The organism is Burkholderia torrens (assembly GCF_984668525.1).
The window spans coordinates 605023-619337 of sequence record NZ_OZ480213.1; the positions used below are offsets into that span (position 1 = coordinate 605023).

At 72.4% G+C, this 14315-nt stretch carries 2 protein-coding genes; both read left to right on the forward strand.

What is annotated here, in order from left to right; translation table 11 throughout:
• Window positions 1-315: 315 nt before the first annotated feature.
• On the forward strand, window positions 316-6708 hold the full coding sequence (locus AC5LXX_RS33170; RefSeq protein ID WP_493414309.1) for an amino acid adenylation domain-containing protein: 6393 nt from the start codon (window positions 316-318) through the stop codon (window positions 6706-6708).
• Between the two features lies 1 nt (window position 6709).
• A complete protein-coding gene (locus AC5LXX_RS33175) occupies window positions 6710-14308 on the forward strand; it encodes an amino acid adenylation domain-containing protein (RefSeq protein WP_493414310.1) in 7599 nt (2532 codons plus the stop codon).
• The last annotated feature ends 7 nt before the right edge of the window (window positions 14309-14315 follow it).

The window sequence follows — 14315 nt, forward strand, 5'->3', positions numbered from 1 at the left end:
TCCTTCCCGGTTTGAGCGCGATCAAGCCCGCGCGACGCGAACGCGTCGGATTCGGCGTTCGCGCATCTGGCGCGCGAACCGGCCTGCCGGATTAGAACACCGGCGGCGCCCGATGTCTGTCATGGGAATGCATGACGGGCACCGCACGCATTGTCCGGCGTTGGGGGGACAGACGCTCGGGCGGCGCGGTGTTTTAATGCCCGTCACTTGCGAATGGCCGCATCCGCTGCGCGGGTTTCCGGCGCAATCGAACGTCGCAATGTATCGGCATCCGAATAATTTTCGAAAGCGAATCCATCTACGGCGGGCAGCGAGATGAAATACCCCCTCCGGGCGGCACAGCGCAATATTCTGTCGGCGCAACACACCCACGAAGACCATCGGCTCGCGCATATCGGCGCGTCGTCGCGTATCGTCGGGGCACTCGACGCCGATCTCTTCTGGCGCGCGGCCGACTTCGTCGCCCAGCACAGCGCGGCGGTGCGCTCGTCGCTACACGACTGCGACGATGGCCCGCTCCAGATCGTGCACGACGACTCCCGTTTCGCGCGCGAGATGCTCGACTTGCGCGCGCATGCCGATCCGCTGGCCGCCGCGCAGCGCTTCATCGACGACGATTTCGCGAATCGCCCGTTCGCCTCCGACGGACGCGAGATCGCCTGCCGGATGGTGCTGATGCAGGTTGGCGACAACGACCACGTCGCCTATACGAAATTCCATCACGCGTTGTTCGACGGATGGGGCACGTCACTCTTTTACGCCCGCATTTGCGACGCGTACAACCGGATGCGTGCGGGCCAAGCGCCGCAGCCGTGGGACGAGACGAGCGTCGACGCGATGCTCGCCGACGAGCGCGCGTATCTCGCTTCCGACAAGTGCGACGCGTCGCGGCGCTACTGGGCCGAGCGCCTTGCGTCATACGACAGCGAGTATTTTCCGCGCGCGACGTCGCAGTCGAACCGCCGCACGGTGCTCGAGTTGAGCGCGGCCGACACCGCCGCGCTGCACGCATCGTCGGACGCGCAGCGCGCGAGCCCGTTTCATTTCTTCGCGGCGGTTCTGCAGGCGACGCTGTTTCGCGTCGTCGGCGCCCGCGATCTCGCGATCGGCCTGCCGATCCTGAACCGTCGCACCGCGATGGACAAGCAGACGATCGGGCTCTTTCTCGGCTTTTGCGTATTGCGCACGTCGGCGGCGCCCGCCGATACGTTCGCGGCGCTCGTCGCGAGAATCGGCACGCAACTGAAAGCCGATTTCCGCCATCAGCGCTATCCGCTCGACGCGGTGTCGGGCGACCAGGGCCGGCTGCCGTTCGAAGTGAGCCTGTCGTATGAGCGGCACGACTACGATGCGACGTTCGACGGCACGCAGACGACGGTGACGCCGCTGCGCACGCCCGCGCAAAGCTATCCGTTGCGCGTCTATGTGCGCGACTTCAGCGCGCGACGGCCGATCTACGTCGACTTCGACACGAACGATTCATGCTTCGGCGAGCTTGCGCCGCAGACGCTCGTCGATGCGTTCCGGGACGTACTTCGTGAAGCGCTCGACGACGCGAATGCGCGGCTCGTTCCGGCGAAGCCGGCGGGTCGCGATGCGCGGGCGACGTGTGCGACCGCCCTGCCCGTACCGTCGCACGCGAACCTGTGCGATGCGTTCGAACAGATCGCCGCGCAGTATCCGGATGCGATTGCCGTATCGGGCGATGCCGGTTCGCTGACCTATGCCCAGCTCGACGCACGCGCCAATGCGCTCGCATGGACGCTGCGCGATCTCGGCGCAGGCCCCGAGCTGCGCATCGGTCTCGCGTCCGGTCGCGACATTCATTTCGCGATCGGCATGCTTGCCATTCTCAAGACCGGCGCCGCTTACGTGCCGCTCGATTCCGCCTATCCCGACGAGCGCCTTCGTTTCCTCATCGACGACAGCGCGATGATCGCCATCGTCGGCACCCGCGATGAGCTTGAACGCCTGCCGCGTGGCAATCATCTGCCGCGTTGCGTGATCGGCTTTGACGATGACGGCGGTAATCGCACCGCCCCGCCTCGTGCCATCTGCGCTGCGCAAGCGGCCTATGTGATCTATACGTCCGGCTCCACGGGCACGCCCAAGGGCTGCATCGTCACTCACGCGAACGTGCTGCGCCTGTTCGACGTCACGCGCGAACCGTTCTCGTTTGCGGAACACGACGTGTGGAGCGTCTTTCATTCCACCGCCTTCGACTTCTCGGTGTGGGAACTCTGGGGCGCGCTGCTGCACGGCGCGCAAGCCGTCTTCGTGCCCTTCGAGACGAGCCGCGACCCGCTCGCGTTTGCCGATTTCCTGCGCGCGCGTCGCGTATCCGTGCTCAGCCAGACGCCTTCGGCCTTCCGCCTGCTCGACCGGCAGCCCGGCACACTGCCCGCGCTGCGTCTGGTCGTGTTCGGCGGCGAAGCGCTCGAGCCGGCCGCGCTGCGCGACTGGTTCGAGCGCTACGGCGACACACGCCCACGTCTGGTCAACATGTACGGCATCACCGAGACCACCGTTCACGTGACCGCGCGCACGCTGCGGCGCGCCGACGCCGATGCGCCGCTCAGCCCGATCGGCGAGCCGCTGGCCGATCTGTCGCTGCAGCTGCTCGATCGTCACGGCGAGCCGGTGCTCGACGGCGTCGCCGGCGAGATCCACGTCGGCGGCGCCGGCGTTGCGCGCGGCTATCTGAACCGGCCCGGGCTCACCGCCGCGCGCTTCGTCCCCGATCCGGACGGCGCGCCAGGCGCGCGGCGCTATCGTGCGGGCGACCTCGCGCGACGCCGCGCCGACGGCGAGATCGTCTATCTCGGCCGCGCCGACCAGCAGATCAAGATTCGCGGCTTCCGTATCGAGCCCGGCGAAATCGAGGCTGCGCTGCGCGATTACCCGGGCGTACGCGATGCCGCCGTGGTGGCCGACGACGATGCGCACGGCCATGCACGGCTCGTCGCTTATGCGACTCCGGCGAGCGGCGCGCTCGACCCGGTCGCGCTGCGCGCCCACCTCGCCGCGCGCCTGCCGGCTCACATGATTCCCGCGCACGTGGTCGTCCTCGAAGCGCTGCCGCTGACCGTCAACGGCAAGCTCGACCGCCGCGCGCTGCCGCGGCCCGAAGCCGTCGTCGACGACACCCATCGCGAGCCGCCCGCGACACCCACCGAACGCCTGCTCGCCGACATCTGGGCTAGCGTGCTCGGCCGCGAGCCGGCCCGTCACGACAGCTTCTTCGCGCTCGGCGGCGACAGCATCAATTCGCTCGAAGTCGTCACCGAGGCCCGCGCGCGCGGCGTGTACGTGTCGCCCCTTCAGTTGCGCGAATGCCCGACGCTCGCCGCGCTCGCCGAAGCGGTCGATCGCGACCCGCTGCCGCCGGTGGCGGCGTCCGCCGCGCCCGCGCCGTTCGGGCTGCTGTCGGACGCCGACCGCGCGCTGCTGCCCGACGGCCTCGAAGACGCGCTGCCGATGTCCCGCCTGCAGCTCGGTATGCTGTTTCATCGCGAGCGTGACGGTGGCGCGGTGTTTCACGACGTGTTCCGCTATCGCCTGCGGATTCCCGCGTGGGACGAGGCTGCCTGGCGCCGCGCGCTCGCGGCCGTGACACGCGCTCACGCGACGCTGCGCACCGGGTTCGCGCTCGACGGCTTTTCGACGCCGCTGCAGTTGATCCGCCGCGAAGCCGCTCCCGCGCTGCAGGTGTTCGACTGCCGCACGCTGGACGACGCAGCGCAGCGAGTCGAGCTCGACGCGTTCGTCGACGCCGAGCAGCGGCGCGATTTCGACATCGCGCATGGCCCGATGCTGCGGCTGTTCGTCCATCGCGTCGCCGACGACGCGATCCACGTCACACTGAGCTTTCATCACGCGATCGTCGACGGGTGGAGCGTCGCGACGCTGATGACGGAACTCATCGGCCACGCGTGCGGCGGCCCGCGCGCCGAGGCCGCCAGCGATGCACCGGTACTGGCGCTGCACGCGGCCGCCGAGCGCGACGCGCTCGCGGACGATGCGCTGCGCCGCGCGTGGCGCGAACGGCTGGCACGGCAGCCCGCGACGCTGCTCGCCGGCGATGGCGACGCGGGCGGCGACCCGCACGACCCGCGCGATCGGAGCCGGACCGCCGGCCGCCGCACGGTCGAGCGCGTCGTCCGGCGCGTGTCGCAGCCCTTGTCGACGTCGCTCGCCGCGCAGGCCCGCGTGCTCGGCGTCGAACTGCGCCCGTTGCTGCTCGCCGCGCATCTGCGCGCGCTGTCGATGCTGACGGGATCGGACTGCCCCGTGACGGGCTACGTCGTCCACAACCGGCCCGATCACGCGCTCAGCGCGCGGGCGACCGGCCTGTTTCTCAACAGCGTGCCGCTCGGTGCGCGCCTCGCGCCCGGCTCGTGGGCCGGGCTGATCCAGCGGGTCGCCGCTGCCGAGCGCGAGATCGACGCGCTCAAGCGCCTGCCGCTCGCCGCAATCGCCGACGAAGCCGGCGCGGGCCGCCTGTTCGACGTCGCGTTCAACTACATCCACTTCCACGTCTACCGCGACGCGCTCGACCTGCCCGGCGTCGCGGTCGTCGACTTCGACGCGCACGAGGAAACCGACTTCCCGCTGCTCGTGCAGTTCGCGCGCGACCCGGCCGGCGACGGCTTCGACGTGTCGTTGCATTACGACGTCGCGCGGTTCGGTGCGGCGCAGATCGAACGGCACGTCGCGGTGCTCGACGCGGCGCTGCGCGACATCGCGGCCGACGTCGATGCGCCGTGGCTCGCGATGCCGGTCGCCGGCGTGCGCGACTTGCCGGTGACATCGCGTACGCCGGTCGCATCGACGCTCCGGCATGCGAACCTGTGCGATGCGTTCGAGCAGATCGCCGCGCAGTATCCGGATGCGATTGCCGTATCGGGCGACGCCGGTTCGCTGACCTATGCCCAACTCGACGCACGCGCCAATGCGCTCGCATGGACGCTGCGCGATCTCGGCGCAGGCCCCGAGCTGCGCATCGGTCTCGCGTCCGGGCGCGACGTTCATTTCGCGATCGGCATGCTCGCGATTCTCAAGACCGGCGCCGCTTATGTGCCGCTCGACTCCGCCTATCCCGACGAGCGCCTGCGTTTCCTCATCGACGACAGCGCGATGATCGCCATCGTCGGTACTCCCGGTGAACTCGAAAGCCTGCCGCGTGACACTCGTCGGCCGCGTTGCGTGATCGGCTTTGACGATGACGGCGGTAATCGCACCGCCCCGCCCCGCTCTGTCTGCGCCGCGCAAGCCGCCTATGTGATCTATACGTCCGGCTCCACCGGCACGCCCAAGGGCTGCATCGTCACTCACGCGAACGTGCTGCGCCTGTTCGACGTCACGCGCGAGCCGTTCTCGTTTGCGGAACACGACGTGTGGAGCGTCTTTCATTCCACCGCCTTCGACTTCTCGGTGTGGGAACTCTGGGGAGCGCTGCTGCACGGCGCGCAAGCCGTCTTCGTCCCGTTCGAGACGAGCCGCGATCCGCTCGCGTTTGCCGATTTCCTGCGCGCGCGTCGCGTGTCCGTGCTCAGCCAGACGCCTTCGGCCTTCCGCCTGCTCGACCGGCAGCCCGGCACACTGCCCGCGCTGCGTCTGGTCGTGTTCGGCGGCGAAGCGCTCGAGCCCGCCGCGCTGCGCGACTGGTTCGAGCGCTACGGCGACACACGCCCACGTCTCGTCAACATGTACGGCATCACCGAGACGACCGTCCACGTGACCGCGCGCACGCTGCGCCGGGCCGATGCCGATGCACCGCTCAGCCCGATCGGCGCGCCGCTGGCCGATCTGTCGCTGCAGCTGCTCGATCGTCACGGTGAGCCCGTACTCGCCGGCGTTGCCGGCGAGATTCACGTCGGCGGCGCCGGCGTCGCGCGCGGCTATCTGAACCGGCCCGGGCTCACCGCCGCGCGCTTCGTCCCCGATCCGGACGGCGCGCCAGGCGCGCGGCGCTATCGTGCGGGCGACCTCGCGCGACGCCGCGCCGACGGCGAAGTCGTCTATCTCGGCCGCGCCGACCAGCAGATCAAGATTCGCGGCTTCCGTATCGAGCCCGGCGAAATCGAGGCCGCGCTGCGCGATTACGAGGGCGTACGCGATGCCGCCGTGGTGGCCGACGACGATGCGCACGGCCATGCACGGCTCGTCGCTTATGCGACTCCGGCGAGCGGCGCGCTCGACCCGGTCGCGCTGCGCGCTCATCTGGCCGCGCGCCTGCCGGCTCACATGATTCCCGCGCACGTGGTCGTCCTCGAAGCGCTGCCGCTCACCGTCAACGGCAAGCTCGACCGCCGCGCGCTGCCGCGGCCCGAAGCCGTCGCCGACGACACCCATCGCGAGCCGCCCGCGACACCCACCGAACGCCTGCTCGCCGACATCTGGGCTAGCGTGCTCGGCCGCAAACCTGCCCGTCACGACAGCTTCTTCGCGCTCGGTGGCGACAGCATCGCGTCGCTCAAGGCGCTGAACGCGGCGCGTCTCGCGACGGGCCTCGATCTGCCGCTGCAAGGGATGTTCATGCAGCCGACGCTGCACGCGCTCGCCGCGTGGATCGATGCGCTCGCGGCCGACGCGCGCGAAGCGGGCGCTCCGACGCCCACGCCGGTGCGCCGCGCAGCGCGCGTACGGGCGCGCATTTCCGCCGGGCCGGACGGCTCGCACCTCACGACCCTCGACAAAGCCCTTTGAGATGACGCAAACGAACCGCGATCCGCTCGACGTCTTCGTCTTTCCGCAATCGCGCGCGCAACGGCGCCTGTGGATGCTGGCGCAGCTCGACCCGGACTCGACCGCCTACGCGATCCCGCTCGCGCTGCGCATCGTCGGTGCGCTCGACGCCGACGCGCTCGCGCGCAGCCTCGACGCGCTCGTGCGCCGCCACGAAATCCTGCGCACGAGCTACGGCGCGGTCGACGGCCAGCCGATGCAGTTCGTGCATCCGCACGCCCCCCTCGAGCTGGCCCGTGAACCGCTCGCGCGCGACGCGCTGCACGCGCGCCTCGCCGCCGAAGCGGCGACGCCGTTCGACCTGCACCGCCCGCAGATGCTGCGCGCGACGCTGTTCGCGCTCGCACCGGACGAGCACGTGCTGTCGCTGGTGATCCATCACATCGCGTGCGACGGCTGGTCGCTCGACCGGATCGTCGGCGAGCTGGATGCGCAATATGCGTTCGAAACCGGCGTCGCGGCGAGCGCGCCCGACGAGCCCGAGCTTCAGTACGGCGACTACGCGACCTGGGAAGAAGAAGCCGGCGACGCGTTGACCGCCGACGTCGATTTCTGGGCGAGCCGGCTCGCACCGCTCGCGCCGTTGCCGTTCCCGCGCGCGGCCGCACCGGCCGTACCGACCGCTCGGCGCACGGTGCCCGGACGGACGACGCAGCGCCCGCTTGCCACGCTGCACGCCGGGCGTGTCGAGCAATGTGCGCGCGAAGCGGACACGACGCCGTTCGTGGTGCTGCTCGCCGCGTTCGCCGCGCTGCTGCATCGCGCGAGCGGCGCGCCGCGGCTCGCGATCGGCACGCCGGTCGCGAACCGGCTGCGCCCGGAATTCGAGCCGATGATCGGCTTCTTCGCGAATACGCTCGTGCTCGACGTCGACCTGTCGGGCGAGCCCGATTTCGTGACGCTGGTCGCGCGCTGCCGCGGCGTCGTGCTGGAAGCGTTCGCGCATTCGCGCGCGCCGTTCGACGAGGTTGCGCGACGACAGGCGCGCGACGCGGTCGACACCCCGCTGTTCCACGCGCTGTTCGCGCTGCAGAGCGCACCGCTGCGCGCGCCGGCGCTCGGCACGCTGTCGCTCGAGGTCGTGCCCGTGTATCCGGCCGCCGCGAAATTCGACCTGACGATGATGCTGGAGCCGCGTGCGAATGTGCTGCATGCGGCGCTCGAGCATCGCTGCGACGTGCTCGATGCGCCGACCGCCGACGCCTGGCTCGCCAGCTTCGCCGACCTGCTCGACGCGGTGTTGCGCGACCCGCTCGCGCCGATCGCGCGGCTGCCGCTGCCGGGGCTCGCGGCGCCGCAGCCGGCCACAGACGCGCCGACGCCCGACAGCGCGACGGACAGCCGCGCCGACGCGCCGCCCACGCCACCCGCCACCCCGACCGAGCAGACGCTCGCCGAGGTCTGGGCCCGCATCCTGGGCCGCGAGCCAGGCCGCGACGACAGCTTCTTCTCGCTCGGCGGCGACAGCCTGAGCGCGCTGCGCGCGATCGTCGAGGCGCGCGGCAAGGGGCTGCACCTGACGCCGGGCCAGATGCTCGGCGGCGCCAGCCTCCGCGCGCTCGCGGCGGAACTGGATCGCGCACCGCACGCCCACGCGCCGCTGGCCGCACCGCACGCGGCCGGCGAGCCGCCCGCGGATGCCCCGCTGCCGCCGACGCCGATCGTCGCGTGGTTCGCGCAGCTCGGCCTGGCCGAGCCGAATCACTGGGCGCAGACGATCGTCGTCGAGACGACCCGCGCGATCGCGCCGGCGCCGCTGCGCGACGCGTTGCGGCAACTGGCCGCGCGGCACGCGGCGCTGCGCCAGCGCGTGACGCTCGACGCAGGCCGCGCGAGCGTCACCTTCGCGGCGGACGATGGCGACGGCGGCAGGCAGGCCGGAACCGAACACTTTCCGCTGGACGTCTGCACGGCCGCGAACGACGACGACGTGCGCGCGACCGTCGCGTCGCTCGCCGCGCGGCTCGACCTGTGCAACGGCCCGCTCGCGCGCGCCGCGCTGATCCATCGCGACGGCGCGCCGGCGCTGCTCGCGCTCGCCGTGCATCACGTCGCAGTCGACGCGTTCTCGTGGTCGGTGCTGCTGCATCAACTCGCCGCCTCGCTCGTGGGCGACGCGCCGCCGCCGGCTCCGGCCGCGTCGCTCGCGGACTGGCATCGCGCGGCGAGCGCCGCCGCGCTGGCGGCCGACCCTGCGCCGTGGCTCGCGCTCGCCGCAGGCGGTTTCGCGGCGCTGCCTACGCGCGCGCCGGCCCCGGGCCTCGAAGCCGATACGCGGGTCGACACGTGGCGGCTGTCGCCGCGGCAAACCGCGCGCCTGCTCGACGCCGGCCCCGGCGGCCAGCGTTCGCGCACCCAGGCGATCCTGATCGCGTCGCTGTGCGCGGCGCTCGCGCCCGCGCTCGACAGCGAGCGCGTCGCGCTCACGCTCGAACATCACGGCCGGGACGGCGAATACGGCGTCGACGCATCGTCGCTCGTCGGCTGGTTCACTGCGCTCAGCCCGCTCGTGCTCGACGGCTGCCTGCGGGACGACGCGCCGCTCGATCTGCTCGCGCGCGCGGCCCACGCACTCGCCGCGCTCGCGCCGCGCCGCCACGAATACGGTCTCGCGCGCTGGCTCGGCGCCTCGACCGACGCACGGCAACGGCTCGACGCCGCCGGCCTGCCCGAGATCAGCTTCAACTTCCTCGGCGTGATCGGCCGCCCGGCGAACGGCGAATTCGCGTTGCGCCCGGACCTGATCGCCGGCGAGCGCGGCGCGATGAATCGCCGCAGCTTCACGCTCGACGTGGTCGCGAGCGTGATCGACGGCGAGCTGCGGATGGACTGGCGCTATGCGCCGCAGGTGCTCGATCCGCAGCGCGTGCACGACGCGGCGCAGCGCTGGATCGCGCGGCTCGACGCGCTGCTCGATGCGATCGCCGCCGCGCCACGGCTCGCGGCCGACCATCCGCTCGCACGCGTCGAGCAGCGCGAGATGAACGAACTTGCGCCCGAGGTCGCGAACGCGGCGATGCTGGCCAGCCTCACGCCGCTGCAGGAAGGCATGCTGTTCGAGACGAGCGTTCATCGCGACTCGAGCGCCTTCCACGAGCAGATCACGGCGGTCGTCGACGGCCCGCTCGACCTGCCGCGCTTCGCGGCCGCCTGGCAGGCGATGCTCGCGCGGCACGACGCGTTGCGCGCGGGCTTCGTCGCGCGCGCGGGCGGCCGTCCGATCCAGTTCGTCGACGCACGGCCGACGCTGCCCGTCGCATGGCTCGACTGGTCCGACGCCGCCACGCCCGCTGCGCAGGACGCACGGCTCGCGCAATGGCTGCGCGACGACGCCGCGCGGCCGTTCGACCTCGCGCGCCCGCCGCTGATGCGGCTGACGATCGCGACGCTCGGCCCGCAGCGGCATCGCTGGCTGTGGAGCTTCCATCACATCCTGCTCGACGGCTGGTCGATCCCGGTGTTCTTCCGCGAACTGATCGCGATCTATACGGGCCGCGACGCGGCGCTGCCCGCACCCCGCCGGTTCGCCGACCATCTCGCGTGGCTGGCGCTGCGCGCGCCGGGTGCGACGCACGAAGCGTGGCGCGCCCGCCTCGCGGGGCTCGCGCCCGCACGCCTCGCCGCGCCCGCGCGCGGGCCGGCACGCCAGGCGCGCCACGACGTCGCGCTGACGCACGCAGCGAGCGACGCGATCGAGCGACTCGCGCGTGATGCGGGCGTGACGCCGAGCACCGTGTTCGACGCCGCGTGGGCGCTGCTGCTCGCGCGCAGCGGCCTCGGCGCCGACGTCGCGTTCGGCGTCACGTTGTCGGGCCGCTCGAGCGGTGCGCCGGGCGCCGACGCGATGATCGGCCTGTTCATCAACACGCTGCCGCTGCGCGTGACGCTCGCGCCGGCACAGACCGTGCGCGCGCTGCTCGCTCGCGTGCAGCAGGCGCTCGCCGAGCTGCACGCGAGCGAGCACGAGCGCCTGTCCGACATCCTGCGCGCGGCCGGCGCGGACACGAACGAGTTGTTCGATACGCTCGTCGTGTTCGAGAACTATCCGGTCGAAGGCGACTTCGCCGCGCCCGGCGGCCTCGTGTTCGCGCGGCCCGACTATCACGAGCACACGAATTACCCGGTCACGCTCGCGATCATTCCCGGCGAGCGCTTCGCGCTGCGGCTCGAATACGACGCGAACCGCTACCCGGACGCGCAGGCGGCGGCACTCGTCGAACGGCTCGAGCGGCTCGTCGAGCGGTTCGCCGCGATGCCCGACGCGACGCTGGCCGAAGTCGGCGACGAGCCGGCCGCGCGGCCCGACGCCGCGCCCGCCCGGCACGATGGCGCGACGCCCGACGCGCCGCTCGCGCACGCGCTGTTCGAGCGCACCGCCGCGCGCCAGCCGGACGCGCCCGCGCTGATCACGCCGACGGCCACACTGACCTACGCGGCGCTCGCGCAGCGCGCCAGCACCGTCGCCGCGCACCTGCGCCGGCTCGGTGCCGGGCCGGAGACGGTCGTCGGCATGATGCTGCCGCGCGGCGCGAACGCGATCGCCGCGCTGCTCGGCATCCTGAAGGCGGGCGCCGCTTATCTGCCGCTCGATCCGCACTATCCGCCGGCGCGCCTGAGCTACATGCTGCGCGATGCCGGCGCGCGCTTCGTGATCGTCCCGGACGACGCCACGCCGCCCGACGCGGACGGTGTCGTCGCGCTGCGCGTCGCGGGCCTGTTCGAAGCCTCCGGCGACCTGTCGGAAGGAGAAGCTGACGCACCGCCGCCGCCGTCGTCGAGCCTCGCGTACGTGATCTACACGTCCGGCTCGACCGGCGAGCCGAAAGGCGTCGGCGTCACGCACGCGGGTATCGCGAACATGTGCCGCGCGATGCACGCGGGGTTCGCGGTCGACGCCGGGAGCCGCATCTTCCTGTTCCCGCCGCTCACGTTCGACGCGTCGGTCGCGGAGATCTTCACCGCACTGTCGAGCGGCGCCGCACTCATGCTGCCGCCCGAAGGCGCGAAGCAGAGCGGCACGTCGGACGCGCTGCTCGACGCCGCCCGCACGGGCAGCGTCACGCACGTGACCTTGCCGCCGTCGCTCCTCGCGGCGCTCGACGACGCCGCGCTCGCCGGCGTCGAAACGATCGTCGCCGCCGGCGAGGCCGCACCCGCCGGGCTGCTCGCGCGCTGGGCGCGCGGCCGGCGCGTCGTCAATGCGTACGGGCCGAGCGAGGCGACCGTCTGCGCGAGCCTGCACGTCTGCGACGCGTACGAGCCGCTGCCGCCGATCGGTGCTGGCATCGAAGGCGTGCGGACCGTCGTGCTCGACGAATGGCTCGGGGTGGCGCCGATCGGCGTTGCCGGCGAGATCTGCGTCGGCGGCCCCGCGCTTGCGCGCGGCTATCTCGGCCGCGCCGGGCTCACCGCCGCGAGCTTCGTGCCGGACCCGGTGTCGGGCGAGCCCGGCGCTCGCCTGTACCGGACCGGCGATCGCGGCGTCACGCTCGCCGACGGTTCGATCCGCTATCTCGGCCGCGCGGGCGGCCACGTGAAGCTGCGCGGCTACCGGATCGATCCGGATGGCATCGCCGGCGTGCTGCTGCGCGATCCGGCGGTGCGCGAGGCGCTGGTCGACGTGACGGAAACCGGGCGTCGCCCGGAACTGACCGCGTTCGTGATTCCGCGCGACACCGCCGGGTTCGACGCCGACGCGCTGCGCACGCGGGCCGCGCATTCGCTCGCGCCGCACGAAGTGCCGGCGCGCTTCGTCGCCGTGACGGCATGGCCGCTCACGGCGTCGGGCAAGATCGATCGCGCGGTGCTGCGCGATGCGCACGCGCCCGCGCCGCGCACGGCCGATGACGCGGCGGCCGACGCGCCGCGCGACGACGTCGAGCGCTGGGTGCGCGACGCGTTCCGCCAGGTGCTCGGCGTACCCGATGCGCGCGTCGACGACGACTACTTCGTGCTCGGCGGCGACTCGATCCTCGCGTTGCAGGTCGGCGCGACGCTGCTGCGGCACGGTATCCGGGTCGGCGCAGGCGAAGTGCTGGAGCTGCGCACGCCGCGCGCGATCGCCGACCTCTGTCGCGCGCGCGACGCGGCGCAGGCGCCGGTGCGCGCGGCCGAGCCGGAACCCGACGCGGCCGACGTGCCGCTCGCGCCGATCCAGCGCTGGTTCCTCGAACGCGGCGTGGCCGGCATCGACGCGCCGCGACGCTTCACGATCGACGTGCGGCTCGCGCTCGCGGCGCCGCTCGATCCCCACACGCTCGCCCGCGCGCTGGCCGCGCTCGCGCTGCGTCACGACGCGCTGCGGCTGCGCGTCGAACGGGATGCTCACGGCTGGCGGCAGCGCTATGCGCCGCGCGACGGCGCCGCGCTGCTGCCGCTTTCGATCGCGCCCGCCGCGCTCGCCGACGGTGCGGCGCTCGGCGCGTACGCGGCCGCGTTGCAGGCGACGCTCGATCCGGTGCGCGGCCCCGTCGCGCATGCCGCGTACGTGCCACAGGGCCCGAGCGGCGCGCCGGAGTTGATCGTCGTCGCCCACCATCTGGTGATGGACGTCGCGTCGTGGCGCATCCTGCTCGCCGATCTCGACGCATGCCATGGCGCCGTCCGGCGCGGCGAACCGATGCCGCCCGCGCCGCACGCGACGAGCTACCGCCGCTGGAACGACGCGCTCGCCGCGACCGCCGCCGCCCGCGAGACCGAGCGCGGCTTCTGGGAAGCGATGCTGGCCGCGACGTCACGCGACGCCGCCGACACGCTCGGCGCACCGGGCCGCGTCGACGCGCTCGACATCGTGCGGCTCGGGTTCGACGCCGAATTCACCGCCCGGCTGAACGGCCCGCTCAACCGAGTGCGCGACACCCGCACGCACGAGCTGCTGCTGGCCGCGCTCGCACGCGCATGGCACCGCTGGACCGACGGCGCCGCGTTGCAGGTCGACGTCGAAGGCCACGGCCGGCAGGCGCCGGCGGGCATCGACGCCGACGTGTCGCAGACGGTCGGCTGGTTCACCTGCGTCTACCCGCTGCGCGTCGAAGCCGACGACGACTGGGATGCCGCGATCGCTCGCACGAAGGCGCTGCTGCGCGCGGTGCCCGACGGCGGCGTCGGCTTCGGCGTGCTGACGCAGCACGGCGCGCTCGCCGATGCACATCCGCGCGCGGTCAGCTGGAACTATCTCGGCACCGCCGCAGACGGCGGCGCCGGCGCGCTGCCCGAACTCGGCGCACGCATCGTGGCGGATGGCCTGCCGGACGGCCGCGCGCCCGACGACCCGGTGCTGCATCCGCTCGCGATCGACGCGGCGATCGCGGCCGGCGCGCTGTCGATCCGCTTCGCGTACAGCGGTGTGCCGACCGGGGCTGCGGTCACTGCCACGCCGCCCGACATCGAACGCCTCGCCGCGCTGACCGACGACGCGCTGCGCGCACTGTGCGCGCATCTCGCGGCGCAAGCCGCGACGGACCCCGACGCATCGCCTGCTGCGTCGCCGCTTCCGGGCGGCGAGCAGTTGCAGCCTGCCGAACTTGATGCCCTGCTTCTCGACCTCACGGATACAGAATGAGCCAAGC

Coding starts and splice junctions, on each gene's coding strand:
- AC5LXX_RS33175 (WP_493414310.1), top strand. CDS start 6,710: ATGACGCAAACGAACCGCGATCCGCTCGACGTCTTCGTCTTTCCGCAA.
- AC5LXX_RS33170 (WP_493414309.1), top strand. CDS start 316: ATGAAATACCCCCTCCGGGCGGCACAGCGCAATATTCTGTCGGCGCAA.